General features: G+C 66.0%; 22 protein-coding genes. 10 read left to right on the top strand and 12 right to left on the bottom strand.

Features of this window, described 5'->3' with window-relative positions:
* Window positions 1–67: 67 nt before the first annotated feature.
* Window positions 68–1,249, bottom strand: a complete 1,182-nt coding sequence (locus EYE42_RS09300) for a MalY/PatB family protein (RefSeq protein ID WP_130991054.1) — start codon at window positions 1,247–1,249, stop codon at window positions 68–70.
* Window positions 1,250–1,325: 76 nt separating this feature from the next.
* On the opposite strand from EYE42_RS09300, the gene def (EYE42_RS09295) reads away from it, so the two are divergent.
* The 3 genes from def (EYE42_RS09295) (at window position 1,326) to fmt (ending at window position 3,336) form a co-directional block, all read left to right on the top strand.
* Window positions 1,326–1,850 carry a peptide deformylase gene (def, locus tag EYE42_RS09295; protein ID WP_130991053.1) on the top strand — a complete coding sequence of 175 codons (525 nt, stop codon included), beginning with the start codon at window positions 1,326–1,328 and terminating at the stop codon, window positions 1,848–1,850.
* Window positions 1,851–1,877: 27 nt separating this feature from the next.
* Window positions 1,878–2,378, top strand: a complete 501-nt coding sequence (def, locus tag EYE42_RS09290) for a peptide deformylase (protein ID WP_130991052.1) — start codon at window positions 1,878–1,880, stop codon at window positions 2,376–2,378.
* 64 nt (window positions 2,379–2,442) lie between these two features.
* Window positions 2,443–3,336: a methionyl-tRNA formyltransferase gene (fmt, locus tag EYE42_RS09285; protein WP_130991051.1), complete on the top strand. Its 894-nt coding sequence runs from the start codon at window positions 2,443–2,445 to the stop codon at window positions 3,334–3,336.
* 12 nt (window positions 3,337–3,348) lie between these two features.
* On the opposite strand, the gene secA is transcribed toward fmt, so the two are convergent.
* A complete protein-coding gene (gene secA / locus EYE42_RS09280) occupies window positions 3,349–6,066 on the bottom strand; it encodes a preprotein translocase subunit SecA (protein ID WP_130991050.1) in 2,718 nt (905 codons plus the stop codon).
* Between the two features lie 212 nt (window positions 6,067–6,278).
* Here secA and EYE42_RS09275 point away from each other — a divergent pair, with 212 nt between their 5' ends.
* The 3 genes from EYE42_RS09275 to EYE42_RS09265 are packed head-to-tail and all read left to right on the top strand — an operon-like array spanning window position 6,279 to window position 8,771.
* The gene (locus EYE42_RS09275; RefSeq protein ID WP_130991049.1) at window positions 6,279–7,121 is read left to right on the top strand and encodes a peptidylprolyl isomerase; all 843 of its coding nucleotides are present in this window, start codon (window positions 6,279–6,281) and stop codon (window positions 7,119–7,121) included.
* A 1-nt stretch (window position 7,122) separates the two neighbouring features.
* Window positions 7,123–8,376, top strand: a complete 1,254-nt coding sequence (argJ, locus tag EYE42_RS09270; protein ID WP_130991048.1) for a bifunctional glutamate N-acetyltransferase/amino-acid acetyltransferase ArgJ — start codon at window positions 7,123–7,125, stop codon at window positions 8,374–8,376.
* Entirely contained in the window at window positions 8,373–8,771 is a 399-nt protein-coding gene (locus EYE42_RS09265; protein WP_130991047.1) for a (deoxy)nucleoside triphosphate pyrophosphohydrolase, read from the top strand. The genes argJ and EYE42_RS09265 overlap by 4 nt, the downstream gene beginning before the upstream one ends.
* 370 nt (window positions 8,772–9,141) lie before the next feature.
* Here EYE42_RS09265 and infB read toward each other — a convergent pair whose 3' ends face one another.
* The 5 genes from infB to pip form a co-directional block, all read right to left on the bottom strand.
* Window positions 9,142–11,715, bottom strand: a complete 2,574-nt coding sequence (gene infB / locus EYE42_RS09260) for a translation initiation factor IF-2 (protein WP_130991046.1) — start codon at window positions 11,713–11,715, stop codon at window positions 9,142–9,144.
* Window positions 11,716–11,723: 8 nt separating this feature from the next.
* On the bottom strand, window positions 11,724–12,344 hold the full coding sequence (locus tag EYE42_RS09255) for an RNA-binding protein (RefSeq protein ID WP_130991045.1): 621 nt from the start codon (window positions 12,342–12,344) through the stop codon (window positions 11,724–11,726).
* A gap of 18 nt (window positions 12,345–12,362) precedes the next feature.
* Window positions 12,363–13,973 carry a transcription termination factor NusA gene (nusA, locus tag EYE42_RS09250; protein ID WP_130991044.1) on the bottom strand — a complete coding sequence of 537 codons (1,611 nt, stop codon included), beginning with the start codon at window positions 13,971–13,973 and terminating at the stop codon, window positions 12,363–12,365.
* 3 nt (window positions 13,974–13,976) lie between these two features.
* Complete coding sequence (gene rimP, locus EYE42_RS09245) at window positions 13,977–14,603, bottom strand: ribosome maturation factor RimP (protein WP_130991043.1); 627 nt, start codon at window positions 14,601–14,603, stop codon at window positions 13,977–13,979.
* A gap of 123 nt (window positions 14,604–14,726) precedes the next feature.
* Window positions 14,727–15,713: a prolyl aminopeptidase gene (gene pip / locus EYE42_RS09240; RefSeq protein ID WP_130991042.1), complete on the bottom strand. Its 987-nt coding sequence runs from the start codon at window positions 15,711–15,713 to the stop codon at window positions 14,727–14,729.
* A gap of 47 nt (window positions 15,714–15,760) precedes the next feature.
* Here pip and ubiG point away from each other — a divergent pair, with 47 nt between their 5' ends.
* Complete coding sequence (ubiG, locus tag EYE42_RS09235) at window positions 15,761–16,495, top strand: bifunctional 2-polyprenyl-6-hydroxyphenol methylase/3-demethylubiquinol 3-O-methyltransferase UbiG (protein ID WP_130991041.1); 735 nt, start codon at window positions 15,761–15,763, stop codon at window positions 16,493–16,495.
* Here the strand turns inward: ubiG and EYE42_RS09230 are convergent.
* The 3 genes from EYE42_RS09230 to EYE42_RS09220 all read right to left on the bottom strand — a co-directional run bounded on the left by EYE42_RS09230 (window position 16,492) and on the right by EYE42_RS09220 (window position 18,125).
* A complete protein-coding gene (locus EYE42_RS09230; RefSeq protein WP_130991040.1) occupies window positions 16,492–16,965 on the bottom strand; it encodes a MarR family winged helix-turn-helix transcriptional regulator in 474 nt (157 codons plus the stop codon). The genes ubiG and EYE42_RS09230 overlap by 4 nt on opposite strands.
* Window positions 16,966–17,082: 117 nt before the next feature.
* Window positions 17,083–17,355, bottom strand: a complete 273-nt coding sequence (gene grxC, locus EYE42_RS09225; RefSeq protein WP_130991039.1) for a glutaredoxin 3 — start codon at window positions 17,353–17,355, stop codon at window positions 17,083–17,085.
* Window positions 17,356–17,387: 32 nt separating this feature from the next.
* Window positions 17,388–18,125 carry a double zinc ribbon domain-containing protein gene (locus EYE42_RS09220; RefSeq protein WP_130991038.1) on the bottom strand — a complete coding sequence of 246 codons (738 nt, stop codon included), beginning with the start codon at window positions 18,123–18,125 and terminating at the stop codon, window positions 17,388–17,390.
* A gap of 31 nt (window positions 18,126–18,156) precedes the next feature.
* On the opposite strand from EYE42_RS09220, the gene EYE42_RS09215 reads away from it, so the two are divergent.
* Window positions 18,157–18,996, top strand: a complete 840-nt coding sequence (locus tag EYE42_RS09215; RefSeq protein ID WP_130991037.1) for a methyltransferase domain-containing protein — start codon at window positions 18,157–18,159, stop codon at window positions 18,994–18,996.
* Window positions 18,993–20,021, top strand: a complete 1,029-nt coding sequence (hemH, locus tag EYE42_RS09210; protein WP_130991036.1) for a ferrochelatase — start codon at window positions 18,993–18,995, stop codon at window positions 20,019–20,021. Before EYE42_RS09215 ends, hemH begins: the two co-directional genes overlap by 4 nt.
* A gap of 85 nt (window positions 20,022–20,106) precedes the next feature.
* Here hemH and EYE42_RS09205 read toward each other — a convergent pair whose 3' ends face one another.
* Window positions 20,107–20,769, bottom strand: coding sequence for a L,D-transpeptidase (locus EYE42_RS09205; RefSeq protein ID WP_130991035.1), 663 nt, complete (start codon window positions 20,767–20,769; stop codon window positions 20,107–20,109).
* 215 nt (window positions 20,770–20,984) lie between these two features.
* Here EYE42_RS09205 and dalA point away from each other — a divergent pair, with 215 nt between their 5' ends.
* Complete coding sequence (gene dalA, locus EYE42_RS09200; protein WP_130991034.1) at window positions 20,985–21,497, top strand: divisome-associated lipoprotein DalA; 513 nt, start codon at window positions 20,985–20,987, stop codon at window positions 21,495–21,497.
* A gap of 43 nt (window positions 21,498–21,540) precedes the next feature.
* On the opposite strand, the gene EYE42_RS09195 is transcribed toward dalA, so the two are convergent.
* The gene (locus tag EYE42_RS09195; RefSeq protein ID WP_130991033.1) at window positions 21,541–22,056 is read right to left on the bottom strand and encodes a L,D-transpeptidase family protein; all 516 of its coding nucleotides are present in this window, start codon (window positions 22,054–22,056) and stop codon (window positions 21,541–21,543) included.
* Window positions 22,057–22,072: the final 16 nt, after the last annotated feature.

Below are 22,072 nucleotides of genomic sequence, written 5' to 3'. Positions count from 1 at the left end.
GACTGCCTTCGGGCTGTTCGGGTTGCGCCCCTATATGATCGCAGGGGCGCGCGATTGCAACGCGGGCCTATTGCAGGTCCGCGAACGCGTCCTGCAGGCGGGCCACCGCTTCGGCCACGCGGGCGCGAGGGGTGGCGATGTTGAAGCGCAGAAACGTCTCGCCCCCGGTGCCGAAGGTGGCGCCGTGGTTGGCGGCGATGCGGGCGCCCTGTTCGACACGGGCGGTGAATTCGGCGGGCGCCATGCCGGTGCCCGCGAAATCCACCCAGGACAGATAGGTCGCCTGCAAGGGCATCGACCGCAGGCCGGGGATCGCCGCGATGCCGCTGTCGAACAGCCGGCGGTTGTCGTCCAGGTATTCGATCAGCGCATCGACCCAGGCCGCCCCCTCGGTCGAATAGGCCGCGGCCACCATATCCATCCCGAACAGTCCCGGAGAGATGCCGCGCGCGCCCAGCGCCGCGCGGAACCGGCTTCGCAAGCCGTCCTCGGCAATGATGGCGTTGCCGATATGGGCGCCGGCAATGTTGAAGGTCTTGGTGGCCGCGCTCAGCGTGACCAACCGGTCGCCGATGTCGGGACAGGCCAGGGCCGTCATGCGGTGCCTGTGGCCGGGCATGACAAGGTCGCAATGAATCTCGTCCGAGACCAGGATCAGGTCGTGGCGGACGCAGAAATCGGCGACCTGGCGCAGTTCATCGTCGGTCCAGACGCGGCCGCTGGGATTGTGCGGCGAACACAGGATCAGCAGCCTTTCGGTGCCGGTCAGGCGGTTTTCCCAGGCGGGCCAGTCCATCCGGTAAAGCCCGTCCTGCAGGGTCAGCGGCAGTTCCACCAGCCCGCGCCCCGCGGCACGGATCACGCGGGCAAAGGCGTGATAGACGGGCGACATCACGACCACCCCATCGCCCGGCCGGGTATAGGCATCGATCGTCATGGCCACGCCGTTGACCAGACCCGCGCAAGTCGAGATCCAGCCCGTCTCGATCTGCCAGCCGTGACGGTTTTCCATCCACCAGCGGATCGATTCGAGATAGGCGGGGTTCGCGCCGGGATAGCCATAGATGCCATGGGCCGCCATATCCTCGACCGCGCGCTGCACGGCGGCAGGGGGGCGAAAGTCCATGTCGGCCACCCACATCGCCAGCCCGTCGTCCGGGGCGACGCCATAGGCTGCCTGCATGTCGTCCCATTTGGAACAGCGGGTGCCAACACGGTCGATGATCTGGTCGAAATCGGGATGGGTCATGGTCCTGCCTGCTGCCGTTTTCCCATGCATAGGGCGGTTGTTGCTTATGGTGAAGCCTTGCCCTAAATCGCGGAACATGAGCAGCCTGCGCCCGATCCTGATCCATCCCGACCCGCGCCTGAAGAAGGTCTGCGAGCCGGTGTCCCGCATCACCCCCGAGATCGAGGCCCTGGCCGCCGACATGCTGGCGACCATGTACGATGCGCCGGGGGTGGGGCTGGCCGCGCCGCAGGTGGGGGTGTTGTCGCGCGTCTTCGTGATGGACGCGACCCGCGACCCCGAGGCCGAGCGCAGGCCCATGGTTCTGGTCAACCCCGAGATCGCCTGGGTGTCCGAGGATCTGAACACCTATGAGGAAGGCTGCCTGTCGATCCCCGAGCATTATGCCGAGGTGACGCGTCCCCGGCAGGTCCGGCTGCGCTGGCTGGGCCTTGACGGCAGGACGCACGAGGAGGAGTTCGACGGGCTGTGGGCCACCTGCGCCCAGCACGAGCTGGATCACCTGAACGGCATCCTGTTCATCGACCATCTGTCGGCCATCAAGCGGCAGATGATCACCCGCAAGATGGTCAAGCTGAAGCGCGAGCAGGCCCGTGCATAAGCGGGGCTTCCCGGGAAGGCCGTCTGCATGACCGTCCGACCGTTTATTCCCTATGGCGACCGCCGCCTGCATGTCGCCGCCAATCCGGTGGACTTTGTGACCGAAACGGTGCGGATGATCTGGGACGACATGATCGACACGATGGAGGCCATGCCGGGCGTCGGCCTGGCCGCGCCGCAGATCGGGATCATGCTGCGGCTGGCGGTCGTGGACGCGTCCGACAAACGGGGGCAGGCGGTCAGGATGGCCAATCCCGAGGTGTTGCACGCCAGTGTGCAGTCTCGCAGCCACGAGGAAGCCAGTCCGAACCTGCCGGGGGTTTCCGCCCTTGTCAGTCGGCCGCGCGCGGTGACGGTGCGGTTCCTGAACGAGGCGGGCGAGATCGAGGACCGCGATTTCGTAGGCCTGTGGGCGACCAGCGTGCAGCATCAGATCGACCATCTGGACGGGCGGATATACGTCGATCATCTGTCACCCCTGCGTCGCAAGATGCTGGTCCAGAAATCGGCTAAGCTGGCGCGCCGGTGACAAGGCCGGGGCCGGCAGCCCCGGAGCCCCCGGAATGCCTGCATGAAAAGGAAAGGGCCTGCCGATGCGCATGATCTTCATGGGAACGCCGGGGTTTTCGGTTCCGGCATTGCAGGCGGTGGCCCAGGAACACGACATCCTGGCGGTGTATTCGCAGCCACCCCGAGCGTCCGGACGGGGGCAAAGGCCGCGTCCGACGCCGGTGCACCAGGCGGCGCTGGATCTGGGGCTGCCGGTGCGCACACCCCTGCGCCTGCGCGATCCCGCCGATCAGGCCGACTTCGCGGCCTTGCAGGCCGACGTGGCGGTGGTCGTCGCCTATGGGCTGATCCTGCCGCAGCCGGTGCTGGATGCGCCCCGGCTGGGCTGCCTGAACATCCACGCCTCTTTGCTGCCGCGCTGGCGCGGGGCGGCGCCGATCCACCGCGCGATCATGGCGGGCGATGCGGAAACCGGTGTGGCAATCATGCAGATGGAGGCGGGGCTGGACACCGGGCCGGTGCTGGCCTGCGCGCGGACCCCGATCGGGGCCGAGGAAACCACCGCCGACCTGCACGACCGCCTGGCAGGGATGGGCGCGGATCTGATCGTCGATGTGCTGGCGCGGCTGCCCTTGCCTGCGGTCCCCCAGCCCGAGCAAGGCGTCACCTATGCCGCCAAGATCGACAAGGCCGAGGCACGGGTGGACTGGACGCGCCCCGCAGCCGTGGTGGACCGGCAGATCCGGGGGCTGTCGCCCTTTCCCGGCGCCTGGTGCGAGGTCGCGGGGGAACGGGTCAAGCTGCTGCGCAGCCGGGTGGCCGCGGGCCAAGGGGCACCGGGGCAGGTCTTGCCGGGGTTCACCATCGCCTGCGGCGATGGCGCGGTCGAGGTGCTGGAGGCGCAAAGGGCCGGGAAAAAGCCGATGCCGGCACGCGATCTGCTGCGCGGATGGGTGCTGCCTGCGCGGCTGGGCTGAGGAAACGGCGCCCTAGAAGGCGCCGTGGCAATGCTTGAACTTCTTGCCCGATCCGCAGGGGCAGGGGTCGTTGCGCGACGGATTGCCCCAGGTTGCGGGATCGGTTTCGTCAAAGCCTTCGACCAGCGGTTCAGGCTTGTCGGCATCGTCGTCGGACTGCCGGTCTGCGCCGTGTTCCATCGTCAGGTGTTCCTGCGCGGCTTTCTGCTGCTGAGCCATCTGGCGCAGCATTTCGTCGCGCTCGGCCTCGGTCAGGGGGCGGATCTGCGCCAGGCGCTGCGTCACGTCGAAGCGCAGCCCGTCCAGCATGGTTTCAAACAACTGGAAGCCCTCGGTCTTGTACTCTGACAAGGGATCGCGCTGGGCATAGCCGCGAAAGCCCACGACCGAGCGCAGATGTTCCAGCGTCAGCAGATGGTCGCGCCATTTCTGGTCGATCATCTGCAACAGCACCTGCTTTTCGATGTTGCGCATGTTTTCGGGGCCAAAGGCCTGCGCCTTGTCCGCCATATAGGTATCGGTGGCCTTCTCGATCCGCTCGCGCAGGGCATCCTGATCCACGCCTTCCTGGGCGGCCCAGTCGGTCACCGGCAGGTTCATGTTCAGCCGTTCGCGGATCGCGGCGTTCAGTCCTTCCAGATCCCACTGCTCGGGATAGGTTTTCGGCGGCATGAACTCATCGACCAGATCGTCGATCACCTGATGGCGCATGTCCGCCGCGATCTCGCCCACTTCGGTGCTGTCCATGATCTCGCGGCGCTGGCTGAAGATCGCCTTGCGCTGGTCGTTCATCACGTCGTCGAATTTCAGCAACTGCTTGCGGATGTCGAAGTTGCGCCCCTCGACCTTGGCCTGGGCGCGTTCCAGCGACTTGTTGACCCAAGGGTGGATGATCGCCTCGCCTTCCTTCATGCCCAGGGTGGACAGGACCTTGTCCAGCCGCTCGGACCCGAAGATGCGCATCAGGTCGTCGTCCAGCGACAGGAAGAACAGCGACCGGCCGGGATCGCCCTGCCGGCCAGAACGGCCGCGAAGCTGGTTGTCGATCCGGCGGCTTTCGTGGCGTTCGGTGCCCAGCACGAACAGGCCCCCGGCGGCCAGCACCTTTTCCTTGTCGGCGGCATGTTCGGATTCGATCCGGGCGCGAAGCTGGTCGGGATTTGCCCCGGGGTCGGCAGCCAGGGCCTCCATCACCTTCATCTCGACATTGCCGCCCAACTGGATGTCGGTGCCGCGACCGGCCATGTTGGTGGCGATGGTCACGGCGCCGGGCTTGCCCGCGTCGGCGACGATCTGGGCCTCGGCCTCGTGCTGGCGGGCGTTCAGGACGTTATGAGGGATGTTCTGCTTTTTCAGCATCTCGGACAGCATTTCCGACTTTTCGATGCTGGTGGTGCCGACCAGGGTGGGCTGACCCTTGGCATGGGCATCCTTGATCGCCTCGATCACGGCGGCGTATTTTTCCTGCGCGGTGCGATACACGCGGTCATGTTCGTCGATGCGCGCGATGCTGCGGTTCGTGGGAACCTCGACCACGCCCAACTTGTAGATCTCGGCGAATTCGTCGGCCTCTGTCGCGGCCGTGCCGGTCATTCCCGCCAGCTTGTTGTATAGCCGGAAATAGTTCTGGAAGGTCACGGATGCGAGCGTCACGTTCTCGGGCTGGATCTGGACGCCTTCCTTGGCCTCGATCGCCTGGTGCAGCCCGTCCGACAGGCGGCGGCCCTTCATCATCCGGCCGGTGAATTCGTCGATCAGCATCACCTCGCCGTCGCGGACCATGTAGTGCTGGTCCTTGTTGAACAGCTTCCAAGCGCGCAGGGCCTGGTTCGCATGGTGGACGATGGTGGTGGATTCCGGATCATACAGCGTCTGGCCTTCGGGCAGGATGCCGTCGGCCTGCAGGCGCTGTTCCAGGAATTCGTTGCCTTCCTCGGTAAAGGTGGCGTTGCGGGCCTTTTCGTCCAGCTTGAAGTGTTCGTCCGTCAGCAGCGGGATATACTGGTTCAGCGTCACATACAGTTCGCTGCGGTCCTGGCTGGGCCCCGAGATGATCAGCGGGGTGCGCGCCTCGTCGATCAGGATGCTGTCCACCTCGTCCACGATGGCGAAGTTGTGACCGCGCTGGACCATTTCCTCGACGCTGCCCTTCATGTTGTCGCGCAGATAGTCAAAGCCCAGTTCGTTGTTGGTGGCATAGGTCACGTCCGCCGCATAGGCCGCGCGCTTGTCCGGTTCGGGCTGAAACGGATAGACGACACCCGTCGTCATGCCAAGTTGGCGAAATACCTTTCCCATCCAGTCGGCGTCGCGTTTCGCCAGATAGTCGTTGACCGTGACGATATGGACACCCTTGCCGGTCAGCGCGTTCAGATAGGCCGGAAAGGTCGCGACCAGGGTCTTGCCCTCGCCCGTCTTCATCTCGGCAATGTTGCCCTGGTGCAGGAAGATGCCGCCCATCAACTGCACGTCGAAGGCGCGCAGCCCCAGGGCGCGGCGCGCACCCTCGCGGCAATTGGCAAAGGCTTCGGGCAGCAGGTCGTCCAGGCTTTCGCCACTTGCAGCGCGGGATTGCAGCTCTCGGGTCTTATCGGTCAGGCCCCCGTCGCTCAGCGCCCGGAACTGGTCTTCCAGCGCATTGATCCGGGCGATCAGCCCGCGCGTGCCCTTGACCTTGCGGTCGTTGGGGCTGCCAAAGACCTTTTTCGCCAATTGTCCGATGCCGAGCATGTAAACCTTCGCAATCACGTTGTTGGGAAAGGCGGTCACGGCCGGGCCACTTGCCCCGGCCTTCCGCATTGCCGTATCAGGGGCCTGAACGAACGCGGCGGCGGCGCCTTTCACGGAGTTGATCCGGGATGTATGCCTCGCCCGCCAGACTGTCAACGTCGGCCCGATCCGGCATCGGTTGGAACGGGCGCATCATTCGAGGGAAAACCCACATGCTGAAACCGTCGATCCTGGCCGCCCTGCTGGCGGCTGCACCGCTGGCGATGCCCGTCCTGGCCCAGGACCGCAGCGCCGATACGGTGGTGGCCACCGTGAACGGCACGCCCATCACCCTGGGCCAGATGATCGTGATGAAGCAGGCCGCCGCGCAAGACCCGCAGATGGCCACCTTGCCGGACGCCGCGCTTTACGATCTGATGCTGGACCAGTTGATCCAGCAAAGCGCGGTGGCCTCGGCCGGTACGGAAACCCCTGCCGTCCGGGCGCAACTGGATCTCCAGCGCCGCAACGTCCTCGCCTCTGCCGCCATTGCCGAGATCACCAAGGCCGAGCCGACGGATCAGGAGATTCAGGCGGCCTATGACGGGATGTTCGCCGAGGCCCAGCCCACGACCGAATATTCCGCGGCCCATATCCTTGTGGACTCCGAGGAAAAGGCCAGGGAGGTCAAAGCCCAGTTGGACGGCGGGGCCGATTTCGGAACGCTGGCCGAACAGAACTCGACCGGTCCCAGTGGTCCGAACAAGGGCGATCTGGGCTGGTTTTCCGCCGACCAGATGGTCAAGCCCTTTGCCGACGCGGTCAGCGCGATGGAAAAGGGGCAGATTTCCGACCCGGTGCAGACCGAATTCGGCTGGCACGTGATCCGGCTGGACGACACCCGCCTGCGCGACGCCCCGCCGCTGGACGAGGTGCGCGACCAGATCGCCCAGATGGTGCTGCGCGACCGGGTGCAGGGCGAAATCCAGCGCCTGACCAGCGAGGCGACGGTCGAAAAGGTCGAGGGGATCGACCCCGCCCTGATGAACAGCACCGATCTGCTGGAGGCCCAATAGCATGGGCAAGGCGGGGCTTCCCGTCTCGCCACTGGCGCCGGCGGGCTTTCCGGCCCTGCCGGTGATTGCGGGCGTCGAGTTCGCCAGCGGCGCGGCGGGCGTGAAATACCAGGGCCGGACCGATGTGACGCTGATCCGCATCGCGCCGGGATCGACCGTTGCGGGGGCGTTCACCCGATCCTCGACCCGCGCGGCCTGCGTGCTGGACAACCAGGCCAAGCTGGCGCAGGGGGGCGAGGCGCCGGACGGGGCGGCGATCATCGTCAACTCGGGCAATGCCAATGCCTTTACCGGCGCAAGGGGGCAGGAATCGGTCGATGCGGTGACGGCCGCGGTGGCGCGGGCCACAGGCGTTCCGGCATCGCGGGTATTTTCGTCCTCGACCGGGGTGATCGGAGAGCCGCTGCCCCACGACCGGATCGTCGCCATCGTGGACGATCTGGCTGCGGCGCTGGATGCGGGCGGCATCGCCGATGCGGCGCGGGCGATCATGACCACCGACACCTTTCCCAAGGGCGCCTCGGCCACCGTCGCGGGCGAGGGTGGCGATATCCGCATCGCCGGTATCGCCAAGGGGTCCGGCATGATCGCGCCCGACATGGCGACGATGCTGGTCTATGTCTTTACCGACGCGGCCATTCCCGCGCCGCTGTTGCAGCGGGCCCTGTCGTCCGGCCTGGATTCGACCTTCAACGCGATCACGGTGGACAGCGACACGTCCACCTCGGACGCGCTGATCCTGGCCGCGACCGGGCGCAGCAACGCGGCGCCGATCATGTCGCTGGACAGCGGGGTGGGCGCGGATTTCGTCACCGCGCTGCATGGCGTGATGCGCGAACTGGCGCAGCTTGTCGTCCGCGATGGCGAGGGCGCGACGAAGTTCGTCGAGGTGCGGGTGACGGGTGCCGCATCCGACACGGACGCGCACAAGGTCGCCATGGCCATCGCCAATTCGCCCCTGGTCAAGACCGCCATCGCCGGCGAGGACGCGAACTGGGGTCGCATCGTCGCCGCCGTGGGCAAGTCCGGCGCAGCCGCCGACCGCGACCGCCTGACCATCCGGTTCGGGGATATGGTTCTGGCCGAAAACGGCTGGCGCGCGCCGGATTACGACGAGTCCGCCGCCAGCGCCTATATGAAACAGCAGGATCTGGTCATCGGCGTCGATCTGGGCCTTGGGCAGGGGGCGCGGACCGTCTGGACCTGCGACCTGACGCACGGTTACATCGACATCAACGCCGATTACCGATCGTGAAAACCGTCCTTGTCGCCGCCGTGGCCCTTATCGACGCTGACGGGCGCGTGTTGCTGGCGCAGCGCCCCGAAGGCAAGGCGATGGCGGGCCTTTGGGAATTTCCCGGCGGCAAGGTCGAGCCCGGCGAAACGCCCGAAGCAGCCCTGATTCGCGAACTGCACGAGGAACTGGGCATCGACACCTGGACCTCGTGCCTGGCCCCGCTGACATTCGCCAGCCACAGCTATGACGATTTCCACCTGCTGATGCCGGTCTATGCCTGCCGCCGCTGGCAGGGAATCGTCCGTCCGCAGGAAGGTCAGAGCCTGGCCTGGGTTCGCGCCGGGGATTTGAGAAATTACCCCATGCCCCCGGCGGACATTCCCCTGATCCCGGTCTTGCAGATGTGGCTTTGAGGGCGCATTCCTGCCGGTTTCGTCCTCACGATGCCTCAAAACGTCGTATGTTGCCATTTCGTTAATTCTTTTGAAACCATTTCGTGACAAGAATGGAACCAGAGGGAACCAGAGGGGTTGACATGATTCGCACGATTTCCATCGGCAGCCACATTCTCATCCAGGGGCTTTTCGAATGCTTGGCCCCCAATGGGAACATGATTGTCCGGATCGGGACGCGGACCTTTGAGGGCAAGCCGGTAACGCGCTGACCCGCATGGTCCACCACGATACTGGCCACCACGACACGGGGCCACGACGAATTGCAAAAAGGGGCGGCCACGGGGCTGCCCCTTTGATGTTTCGGCATCGCCCTTGCGGGCCTGGATGCCTACAGTTTCCGCTCGACTTCCTCGCGTTCGAAGATCTCGATGACATCGCCCTGGCGGATGTCGTCGTAATTCTCGAACGCCATGCCGCATTCCTGGCCGGACTGGACTTCCTTGACCTCGTCCTTGAAGCGCTTGAGTGTCTTCAGCGTGCCTTCGTGGACGACCACGTTGTCGCGCAGCAGGCGCACGCCCGCCGAACGTCGCGCCACGCCTTCGGTGACAAGGCAACCCGCCACCTTGCCGACGCCGGTGACCTTGAACACTTCGCGGATCTGGGCATAGCCGATGAAGTTTTCGCGCACTTCGGCCGACAGCAGGCCCGAGGCCGCCGCCTTGATGTCGTCCACCAGGTCATAGATGATCGAGTAATAGCGGATCTCGACGCCCTTCTGGTTGGCCGAATTGCGGGCCGGGGCATTGGCGCGGACGTTGAATCCGATCACCGGCGCCTGGCTGGCCTCGGCCAGGCCGATATCGGATTCGGTGATCGCCCCGACGCCGTAATGCAGCACGCGGACGCGCACCTCGTCGTTGCCGATCTTTTCAAGGGCCTGCACGATCGCCTCGGCCGAGCCCTGCACGTCGGCCTTCACGACCACCGGCAGTTCGGCCACGCTTTCGTCTGCCTTGGCCTTGGCCATCAACTGTTCCAGCGTGGTCGCAGCCCCGGCGGCGGCGCGCTTGTCCTTGGCGGCCTGGCTGCGATAGTCCGCGATCTCGCGGGCCTGAGCCTCGGTTTCGACCACGTTCAGAACGTCGCCTGCCTCGGGCGTGCCGTTCAGGCCCAGAACCTCGACCGGGACCGAAGGCCCGGCCTCGTCCACGCGCTCGCCCTTGTCGTTGATCAGCGCGCGGACCTTGCCCCACTGTTCGCCCACGACAAAGATATCGCCGCGACGCAGGGTGCCGTTCTGGACCAGAACGGTGGCCACGGGTCCGCGGCCCACGTCAAGCTGTGCCTCGATCACGGCGCCTTGGGCGGCGCGGGCGGGGTTGGCGTTCAGTTCCAGGATCTCGGCCTGAAGCGCGATGGCTTCCAGCAGCCCGTCCAGCCCCTGGCCGGTCTTGGCCGAAACCTCGACGTCCTGCACGTCGCCGGACATCTGTTCGACCACGACCTCGTGCTGCAGCAGCGCCGTGCGGACCTTTTGCGGATCGGCCGAAGGCTTGTCGATCTTGTTGATCGCCACGATCATCGGCACGTTCGCGGCCTTGGCATGGTTGATCGCCTCGACCGTCTGCGGCATGACCGCATCGTCCGCGGCCACCACCAGAACCACGATATCCGTGACCTGCGCACCGCGTGCCCGCATGGAGGTGAAGGCCGCATGGCCGGGCGTGTCCAGAAAGGTCAAAACCGCGCCGTTCGCTGCCGTAACCTGATAGGCGCCGATGTGCTGGGTAATGCCCCCGGCTTCGCCCGCAACGACATTGGCATGGCGGATCGCATCCAGAAGCGAGGTCTTGCCGTGGTCCACATGCCCCATGATCGTGATGATCGGTGGGCGCGGCTGCAAGTCCTCGGCCTTGTCCTGAACCGTGTCGATGACCTGTTCCACGTCGGCGTCCGACACCCGGACGGCCTTGTGGCCGAATTCCTCGATCACCAGTTCGGCGGTGTCGGCATCGATCGCCTGGTTCATGGACACCATCATGCCCATTTTCATCAGCGACTTGACCACGTCGGCCGCGCGTTCCGCCATGCGGTTGGCCAGTTCCGACACCACGATGGTTTCCGGCAACTGCACGTCGCGAACCTGTTTTTCGGTCCGCACGTTGCCCATGGCCTTTTGCCGGGCGCGGTCCTGCTTGCGCTTCATCGCAGCCAGGGACCGCTGCCGTCCGCCTTCGCCGTCCAGCGCCTGGTTCAGCGACAGCCGGCCCGTGCGGCGGCTATCCTCGGCCTTGGCCTTGGCCTTGGCGTCGCTGTCGCCGCCACTGTCGCGGCGGTCGCGGTCGGTGCGTCTCGGACCTGCCGCAACGCCGGGCTTTTCGGCGCGGGCCGCCGCCGCCTCGATCGAGGCGCGGTCGGGGGCGGCTGGGCGGCTGCCGGCCGGACGCGCATCGGCGGCACGGGCGGGGCGTTCAGCGGGCTTGGGCTCGTCCTTGAGACGGGCACGCTCCTCGGCCTCGCGGGCGCGGCGCTCGTCTTCCTCGGCCTTGAGGCGCAGGGCTTCTTCGCGCTCGCGCTCCTCACGCTCCTTGGCTTCGATTTCGGCGCGGCGGCGTTCGCGCTCTTCCTCGCGGGCCTTTTCCTCGGCGACACGGGTCACGGCCTCGTCGGCCTCGCGGATCTTGGCAGCCGCAAGCGCCTTGAGCCGGCGCTCCATCTCGGCATCCGAGATGCCGGCAGGGCGCTTGGAGGGGTCGCCCGCCATGCGTGCCGTCAGGGGGTTCTTTTCCTTCTGGGCATCCGTCATCTGCGTGGCGCCCGCCTTGGGCACCACGACGCGCTTGCGCTTGGTTTCCACGACGACGCTCTTGGTGCGACCGTGGCTGAAGCTTTGCTTGACCTGGCCCGAACGGCCGCTGCCGCCGAGTCCCAAGGTCGATTTTCCGTCTTTGTCGCTCATCTGCGTCTTCATTCCTTCCCGGCCGCCGAATTGCCGCCGTCATGCCCGCGCAGACCTGTCAGTCTGCCGGCTTCCAAGATCACCTTGTCCGTCAGGCCACCCGCCGCAAGCGCGCCGTGTATGACATGATCGCGCCCGAAGGACAAACCCAATTCTGATGCGGACAGACAGCCGAACCAGCGGCCGCCCGTGGGCGTCCACAGCTTGCCCTTGCCGCGATCCGACCCGTCGCTGGCCTGAAGCAGCACACGCGCGCGCCCTTCTGCCAGCCAGCCCTTGACCTTTTCGAACCCGGCGACCGCAATGCCCGATTTGCGCGCCAGCGACACCAGTTCGATCACCCGCCGCGCCAGCCCCGCCTCGACCAGATCGGCCAGCCCTTCGGGGGCCTTGACCGGCGCCCTGGCGGCGCGCGAGAACAGGCCCTTGGCCGCCGCCTTGTCGATTGCGGCGCGATCCGCCGCAACCCAGATGCCCCGGCCGGGCAGCTTTTCCGCCAGATCGGGCACCACCATGCCATCCGGCCCCGTCACGAACCGGATCAGCCCGCGCTTGGGCTGCACGTCTCCGGTGACGATGCAGCGCCGTTCAGGCTCGTCCCGATCCTTGACAATTCCACCGCGGCTCAAGCGCGCACATCCGGGGCATCACGCCCCGGCCTCCTCGTCATCGGGACCATCGGTCGGCCCGGCCTCGAGTTCGGCCGGATCCACCCAGCCCAATTGCACGCGGGCAGTCATCACCAGGGTCTGCGCCTCCTCGAGCGATATGTCGAATGGTTCCAGAAGCCCGTCGTCCTTGACGCGCTGGCCGTTTACCGTGGTCCATCCGCCGGCCAGTTCCCAGTCGGCGCAGGTCGCGAAATCTTCCAGCGTCTTGACGCCGTCCTTGGCCAGCGCCTCAACCATCTGGGGGGTCAGTCCCTCGAATTCAATAAGGCTGTCCTCGGCCCCCAGGGTGCGGGCGTTTTCCAATGCGGCCTTGGTCCGGGCTTGCAGCACGTCGCGGGCGCGGGCCTGCAGTTCCGCGGCCGTGCCTGCGTCCACGCCGTCGATGGACAGAAGCTCGTCCTGATCGACATAGGCCACTTCTTCCAGGTCGGTAAAGCCCTCGGCCACCAGAAGCTGGGCAAAGAACTCGTCCAGATCCAGCGCATCCATGAACAACTGGGTCCGGGCGTTGAATTCGGCCTGACGGCGCTTGGACTCCTCCTCCTCGGTCAGGATGTCGATGTCGAGGCCGGTCAACTGGCTGGCCAGACGCACGTTCTGGCCCCGCCGTCCGATGGCCAGGGCAAGCTGTTCGTCGGGAACAACGACCTCGATCTTGCCGGCTTCCTCGTCGAACACGACCTTGCTGACTTCGGCCGGTTGCAGCGCGTTGACAAGAAAGGTGGCCTGATCCTCGTTCCAGGGAATGATGTCGATCTTTTCGCCCTGCAACTCGCCCACCACGGCCTGAACGCGGGAACCGCGCATACCCACGCAGGCGCCGACCGGGTCGATCGAGTTGTCATAGGAAATGACGGCGATCTTGGCACGGCTGCCGGGATCGCGGGCCACGGCCTTGATCTCGATGATGCCGTCATAGATCTCGGGCACCTCCATCTTGAACAGTTCCGCCATGAACTGCGGATCGGTGCGCGACAGGAAGATCTGCGGGCCGCGCGTTTCCCGGCGCACGTCCTTGACATAGGCGCGGATCCGGTCGTTCGGGCGATAGCTTTCGCGACCGATCTTTTCGTTGCGGCGCAGGATCGCCTCGCCGCGGCCCACATCGACGATGATGTTGCCGTATTCCTCGCGCTTGACGACGCCGTTGATGATGGTGCCGGCGCGGTCCTTGAATTCCTCGTACTGGCGATCGCGCTCGGCCTCGCGCACGCGTTGCAGGATCACCTGCTTGGCCGACTGTGCGGCGATGCGGCCCAGTTCCACCGGCGGAACCTGGTCCACGATCTCGTCGCCGATCTGCGGGTTGTCCAGATAGGGACGGGCCTGTTCGACCGTCAGTTGCGCCTGGTAATTCTCGACCGCGTCATCCTCGACCACGGTGCGGATGCGGGTAAAGGTCGCATGGCCGGTCTTGCGGTCGATCTTGACGCGGATGTCCATTTCCGCCCCGTAGCGGGATTTGGCCGCGCGGGCGAGGCTGTCCTCCATCGCTTCGATGACCAGTTCGGGCTCGATCATCTTCTCGCGCGCGACGGCTTCGGCGGTTTGCAGCAGTTCAAGCTGGTTGGCAGAGGTGATGGCCATCGCTCACTCCTTGGCATCGGCGTTCTCGCCGTCGTTGTCTTCGGTTTCGATCTCGTCAAAGGCACTTTCGTCCAGATTCTCGATCTGGACGCCGGCTTCCTTCTTCTGGCGCAGCATTTCGCGGATCAGGTCGTCCGTCAGCACCAGCTTGGCATCGGACAGCCAGTCGAACTGCAGGCCGATGGTCTGGACTTCACCGGATTCCTCGATATTCAGCAGAACCTCATCGCCGCCCTCGCCTTGCTCGACGCCCGCCAGCACGCCCTTGAAACGCTTGCGCCCGTCGATGGGCTGGTTCGTTTCCAGCCGCGCCTCGTATCCCTCGAAGGTCGCGAAATCCTTGAGCCGGGTCAGCGGCCGGTCGATGCCGGGGCTGCTGACTTCCAGGTAATAGGCTTCCTCAAGCGGGTCCTCGACGTCCAGAACCGCGCTGACCGCCACGGAAATGTCGCCGCAGTCATCCACGTTGATGCCGCCTTCGGGCCGGTCGGCCATGATCTGCAAGGTGGCGGTCTTGCCGCCTTGCAGGCGGATGCGCACCAGTTCGAATCCCAGATCCTCGATCACCGGGGCGATGATCTCGGCCAGACGCCGGTCGATGGCGGTCTTGGCGATCAGATCGTTCGACATGAGATCCCTTCGGATATGGAAAAGGCCCGTCAAGCGGGCCATGCGGAAAGCGCCGGTGGGCAGGGGGTGGAAGCCTGCGCCGCTGTTGGGGGGGATTTAGCACAGGCGGCCGGTTTTGCAAGGTCAAACTTGGGCCATGGCCCGGCGGTCCCGGATATCGTCCATCACCCGGACCAGTTCCGCCGAAATCCGCGGTTCCGACAGCGCGTGCCCCGAGGCCGGGATCAGGCGAAGGTCGCAGCCCTCCCAGCCTTCGGCCAGGCGCCAGGCCGACAGGGGCGGGCAGACCATGTCATAGCGGCCCTGGACGATCACCGCCGGCAGGTGTTCGATGCGGTGCCGGTCGCGCAGAAGCTGGCCTTCGTCCAGAAAGCAGCGGTTGAGGAAATAATGGTTCTCCAGCCGCGCGAAGGCGCGGGCGTAATCGGCGGGCGCATGGGCCGCGCCCGAGGACTGAAGCCCCGCCAGAGCGTTTTCCCACATCAGCCAGGGCTGGGCATAGCGGCCCTGCCGGCCCGGATCGTCGTCGAACAGCCTCCGGTGATAGGCCGCGATCAGGTTGTCCTGTTCGGATTGCGGGATCGGATCGCGGAACCTCGCCCACAGGTCCGGAAAGAACCGTCCCGCGCCGCCGCCATAGAACCAGTCAAGTTCCCCTTGCGTGCCCAGGAACACCCCCCGCAGCACCAGGCCGGACACGCGGTCCGGATGCGCCTGGGCATAAGCCAGCGCCAGCGTGGCCCCCCAGCTTCCGCCGAACAGCAGCATCGCGTCCAGCCCCAGCCGGCGGCGAATCGCCTCGATGTCGGCGATCAGGTGATGGGTCGTATTGGCCAGGACGGAGGCCTGGGGGCGCGACCGTCCGCAACCGCGCTGGTCGAACAGGATGGCCCGGTAATGGGTCGGGTCGAAGAACCGACGCATGAAGGGGCTGCATCCCCCGCCGGGGCCGCCATGCAGCACGATCACGGGCCGGCCTTCGGGATTGCCGCTTTCCTCGACATAGATCTGATGGCCGTCGCCCACGTCCAGCATATGCCGGGCAAAGGGCTCGGCCGCCGGGTGAAGGCGGCCATGCGTCGCAGCGATTTGTCCTGCCAATCGGTCCATCGGGCCAATATAAGCGCAGATGGACCCGCCTGCCAGAAGGACACGCCATGACCAGCATCGACCCTGCCGAGATCGCCAAGTTCGAGGCGATGGCCGCCGAATGGTGGGATCCCAGGGGCAAGTTCAGGCCCCTGCACCTGATGAACCCGCTGCGTCTGGATTATATCGCCGACCAGATCGCAGCGGAATTCGGGCGCGACCGGCGCAGCCTGCGGCCCTTCGAGGGGCTGCGGGTGCTGGACATCGGCTGCGGCGGCGGGCTGGTGGCCGAGCCGATGGCGCGGCTGGGCGCAGGGGTGGTGGGCGCCGATGCGGCCGAGGCCAACATCGCCGTGGCCCGCCTTCATGCCGAACAACAGGGGTTGTCCATCGACTATCGCGCCACCACGGCCGAGGCGATGGCTGCCGAGGGCGAGCGGTTCGACGCGGTCCTGGCGCTGGAGATCGTCGAGCACGTGGCCGACCCCACGGCCTTCGTGGCCACCTGCCGCAACCTCGTGCGGCCGGGTGGATTGGTGATCCTGTCCACCCTGAACCGGACGGCCAAAAGCTTTGCCGCAGCAATCGTCGGCGCGGAATGGATCCTGCGCTGGCTGCCGCGCGGCACGCATGACTGGAACCGGTTCATCACACCGGCCGAACTGGCCGCAATGGCCGCCGCGGCGGGATTGACGGTCGAGGATCGGCGCGGCATGGTTTTCAATCCCCTGACCTTCGGTTGGAGCCTGTCGGGCCGGGATCTGGCCGTGAACTATATCCTGACCGCGCGGCGCGGGGATTAAGCCTCGTTGCCCTCCAGCCGGTGACGCAGTTCGCGCAGCACTGGCAGGGCGGTCCTGACACGGTCGGGGCCGATGTCGCGCACCACCTGGGCGATCAGCGGCATGAAGGCGGCGATGGCCGCGTCGCGCGCCGACCGGCCCGCCGGGCTGATCGACACGAACTTGCGCCGGGCGTCGTCCCAGTCGGGCCGGATATGGACATGGCCCGCCCATTCCAGCCGCGACAGGGTGTTGGTCATGGCGCCCCGCGTGACGTGGAACGCCTGGGCCAACTGGGCCGGGGTGCGTTCCTCGTTCACATGGGCCAACAGGTTCAGCACCGAGAAATGCGAGATCTGCATGCCGCGCGGCAGCGCCTTGCCGATCAGGTTGCGCGACAACTGTTCCGCGATCAGCACCTCGGCGAAAAGGCTGGCGGCAAGCCTGTCGGGGGCCTGGGAACGGTCGTTGTCGGTTGCGGTCAGGGTCATTGTTTCAAACGGGAGGGGCCAGACGGGGCGGGGCGCATCGTGGCGGCGGGGCGAAGTCGGAACCGTGCCCTGCCGCCGCGCCCGGGTCAAGGCCGCAGCGCGTGGCGGCCCGGCCTGTCAGCCCGCCGTGCCCGCGACCAGGGTATCCAGCTTGCCGCTGTCCTCCAGTGCAAATAGGTCGTCGCAGCCGCCGACATGACGCTCGCCGATAAAGATCTGGGGCACCGTGCGCCGTCCATGGGCCCGCTGGGTCATCTGCGCGCGCAACGCCGGATCGGCGCCCACGTCGATCTCGTCGAAGGACAGGTTCTTGTCGCGCAGCAGGCCCTTGGCCCGGATGCAGAACGGGCAGGTGCGGGTGGTATAGATGGTGATCGCAGGCTGGGTCATGGGAACGGTTTCCTTTCGCTGTGGCCCCCAACCTAGTCATCCTTGACGGCCCTTGCCAGAACCGCAACCGAAACCGGCCCCGATCCCGCCGCCAGCAGTGCATCCGTGGCCGCCGCCAGCGTCGCGCCCGAGGCCATGACGTCATCGACCAGCACCACCGGCCGCCCCGCGACCGCTGCGGCACGCCGGGGATTGACCGCAAGCGCCCCTGCGACATTCGCAAAGCGGTCGCCGGCGCTGCGATGGTCCTGGCCCGGCGTGTGGCGCTGGCGCAGCAGCAGGTCGGGCAGGTGCAAAACTCCGTGCGCCCGTGCTACCCGGCCCGAGATCAGCGCCGCTTGGTTGTATCGTCGTTTCAGCAGCCGCCGCAGGTGCAGGGGGATCGGTGCCACGACCGTGTCGGGCCCGATCAGCGGTGAAGCCGCGCGCGCCAGCCAGGTCGCAAGCGCGGGCGCCAGATCCGGCCGGTCGCCGTGCTTCAGCGCCAGCACCAGCCGCCGCCCTGTGCCGGAATAGACCATGGCGGCCCGTCCTTGCGCCCAGGGCCGCGCGATGGACAGGCAATCGTCGCAGGACAGCAGCGGATCGTCGGCCCCCGTACCGTCATCCGGCAGCGGCACCCCGCAGCGGGTGCAGGCAGCCCCGGCGATGAAGCGCATGTCGGGAAAGCAGACCGGGCAAAGCTGGCCGGGTTCGTCGCCTTGCGCCGCGACCGGCGTCCCGCAGGCCACGCATTGCGGCGGGTACAGCAGGCGCAACGCGCCTTTCATCGCCCCCCGAAGCACCCTATGTTGCGTCCCCATGACCAACCCCCCGCCAGACCGCCCCGTCCTGACCGACCGCGCCGCGTTGTTGCGCCAGCGCGACCGCGCCATGCGGCAAGGCTTTGCGGACGTGCTGCACCGGATCGCCGCCGACGAGATCCAGGATAGGCTGTCCGAGATTAACAGAAGGTTTACCGCCCCCGCCGTGGTGACGGGATTTCCGGCCTTCTGGGCGCAGGACTTCCCCCAGGCCCGCATCGTCGCGGACGATCCGGTGCTGGATCTGCAACCCGGCGCGCATGACCTGGTGATCCACGCCATGGCGCTGCACTGGGCCGACGATCCCGTGGGCCAGATCATCCAGTCCGCCCGTGCCCTGCGCGAGGACGGGCTGTTCATCGCCGCCTGCCCCGGCGGCCAGACGCTGCACGAATTGCGCGCCGCCCTGGCCCAGGCCGAGGTCGAGATGAGCGGCGGGTTGTCCCCGCGTATCCTGCCGATGGGCGAGATCCGCGACATGGGCCAGTTGCTGAACCGCGCCGGGCTGGCCCTGCCGGTGGCCGATCTGGTCACCCAAAGGGCGAGCTATCGCGACCTGTTCCACCTGGGCCATGACTTGCGTGCCATGGGCGAGGGCAACGCCATGGCCGCGCGGCTGCGTCGCCCCACCCGCCGCGCCATCATGGCCCGTGCCGCCGCCATCATGGCCGGCACCTGCCCGGACCGCGACAATCCGTCCCGTATCTCGGTCACGTTCGATCTGGTCTTTCTGACCGGCTGGTCGCCCTCGGATACGCAACAAAAACCGCTGCGCCCCGGATCGGCCAGAACCCGACTTGAAGATGCTCTGAACGAAATCAGGACCGGAATGACATGAAGCCCATCCACGCGCCCGCCGACCATCCCTCGATCCCGCCGAAAAAGACCGGGATCCTCATCGCCAACCTGGGCACGCCCGACGGCTATGACTATTGGTCCATGCGGCGCTATCTGAATGAATTCCTGTCCGACCGGCGCGTCATCGACTATCCGGCGTGGAAATGGCAGCCGCTGTTGCAGGGCATCATCCTGACCAAGCGGCCCTTCACTTCGGGCAAGAACTACAAGCTGATCTGGAACGAGGAAAAGAACGAAAGCCCGCTGATGACCATCACCCGGTCCCAGGCCGAGGCGTTGCGCGCCCGCGCGCAGGCGGAATGGGGCGACCAAGTCATGGTCGAATTCTGCATGCGCTATGGCAATCCATCGACCCAGGACGTGCTGGACCGGATGATCAAGGCGGGCTGCCAGCGGATCGTGTTCCTGCCGCTTTATCCGCACTATGCGGGCGCGACCTCGGCCACCGCGAACGATCAGTTGTTCCGCGCCCTGATGACGCAGAAATGGCAGCCCGCCCTGCGCACCTGCGAACCCTATTTCGACCGGCCCGACTATATCGCCGCCCTGGCGGCATCGGTGCGCCGCACATTGGGCGATGCCGTGCCTGCCAAACTGGTCGCCAGCTATCACGGAATGCCCAAACGCTATCTGCTGGAGGGCGACCCCTATCACTGCCAGTGCCAGAAGACATCCCGCCTGCTGAAAGAGGCGCTGGGCTGGCCCGACGGGGTGATCGACACGACCTTCCAGTCCGTCTTCGGACCCGAGGAATGGCTGCGGCCCTATACGGTCGAACACGTGGCCGAACTGGCCAGGCAAGGCATCACCGACATCGCCGTCATCTCGCCCGCCTTCTCGTCCGACTGTATCGAGACGCTGGAGGAGATCAACGGCGAGATCCGCGAAAGCTTCGAACACGCAGGCGGCAAGGAGTTCACCTATATTCCCTGCCTGAACGACGACCCCGCGCATGTCGAGGTGATGCTGAACGTGGTGCGCGACAATATGGGGGGATGGGTGTGACCGCGCAGCCCATGGAGGCGATCGGCTGAAAAGATGCCGCCCCGTCCTGGGTGCGGCATCCTGCACGGCGCAACCGTCGGCGCGTCTACAGTACCAGGACCTGTGTCCCGATACGGGTCAGGTTGTACAGATCCTGGATGTGTTCGTTGTACAGCCCGATGCAGCCGTTCGACGACTTGCGGCCGATCTTGCGGGTGTCATGGGTGCCGTGGATGCGGTAATACTGCCAACTCAGCCACAGCGCATGGGTACCCAGCGGGTTGTCGGGGCCGGGGGGGACGAAATCGGGCCATTCGGGGTTGCGGGCCTTCATGTCGGGCGTGGGCGACCAACTTGGGCCTTCGACCTTCTTGATGATCTCGGTGCGGCCGGTCCGCGTCAGATCCGCGCTGACCGGGATCGAGGACGGATAAAGCCGGTAGATGTCGCCATCCTCGGACCAGAAGTGCACGGCTCGTGAGGTCAGGTCGCACAGGATCGCGCCGTTGGTCAGATTTTCGAAATACGGCTGCCAGCTTTGCGCCTGAAAGCTGGAAATGTTGTGCTGCGGGCTGGCTGTGGCGTCATATTGCACCGCGCCCGCATCCGGGGTGGCGCCAGGAACGGCGCCGGGGATCGTCTGGAGAGGCTGGCCGGTATAAGGGTCGAATTGCTGGCCCAGCGCGGGAACCGCCAGACCGGCTGCGCCAAGCGCAGCAGCCGAACCCAGAAAAGCCCGGCGATTCAGATTCGATGACGTGCTCATCATCCGTGTCCTTTGTCGATGGCCGCTCTTGCAGACAGCCCTGACCACTCTGCCCTGGAAGGCATGAAAAATCCTTACTCTCCGCCGCTGATTCCGGCAATTCACCCTTGCGAAGAACGGTTCGGGCAGGGCAGGTGACCATCACGAATTCGTGGGTTTGAACGGCCTCTCGTCATTCGGTAAACCTGCCCCGGCAAGAACCAAAGGGTGGCGAAAACATGCAGAATTACAAGGCGATCGCTTGTGCATCGCTGGTGGCGCTGGCGGCCTGTCAGCCACGCAGCCTGCCGCCCGTGGTCCCCGCCACCCAGCCGACGGGGGCGGGCAACCAGATCGGCGCTGCGGAAACCGATCAGATTCCGGTTCGCGTGTTGCAGCAAATCAACATGCTGCGCGCCAATATCGCGGTTCCGCCGCTGGTGCTGAACCCGCAGCTCTCGGCTGCGGCCATGGCCCATTCGCGCGACATGTCGGCGCAGAATCGTGCCTGGCACTGGGGATCGGACGGATCGTCGCCCTTGGACCGCGCGCGTCGGGCGGGCTATTTCGGGACCATCATCGGCGAGAACATCTCGGAAACCTATGAAAACGACATCGAGACGCTGAACGCATGGATGGCCACGCGCGATACCCGCGACGTGATCATGGACCCTGCCGCGACCAATCTGGGCATCGCCTGGTATCAGGAACCTTCGGGCAAGCTGTGGTGGACGCTTCTGACCGGAAGCTGAAAGGCAAAGGCCCCGGTTGGCCGGGGCCTTGCCTGATCCCGCGTCAGGGGTTGATCACGATGGGCACGCCCGGACGCAGCATCGCATAGACTTCCTCGATCTCGTCATCCCTGACGGCGATGCAGCCGGCGGTCCAATCGCGCCTGTTCGGGGCAAGCCGGTTGCCGTCCGGACCCCAGCCATGGATGAAGATGTCGCCGCCTGGCTTACGCCCCAGGGCCTGTGCCAGGGCGGTGTCGTTTTCGTTGGGATAGGACACCCCGACCGACAGGTGGTATTGGCTGCGCGGATTGAAACGGTCGATGTAATAGACGCCCTCGGGCGTCTTGCCGTCGCCTTCGAACTGCTTGTGGCCGACCGGCTCGTTGCCCAAGCCCACATCATAGGCTTTCAGCACGGTTCTGTCGTTCAAGAGATACAACTTCCGTTCGCCCTTGTTGACCACGACCTGCGTCACCGCAGGGCCGTTATAGGCGCGGAACTTGCTGGGGGGCCTGCCGCAGGCTGCCAGAACGGCAAGCATGGAAAAGGCGACGACCCGACGGGTAGGCTTGTACATCACTGCCTCTGACGTT

The sequence above is a fragment of the Paracoccus subflavus genome (assembly GCF_004310345.1).
Taxonomy (GTDB): Bacteria; Pseudomonadota; Alphaproteobacteria; order Rhodobacterales; family Rhodobacteraceae; genus Paracoccus; species Paracoccus subflavus.
The sequence above is the reverse complement of the archived record's forward strand: the minus strand, read 5'-3'. Positions and strand labels throughout refer to the sequence as shown.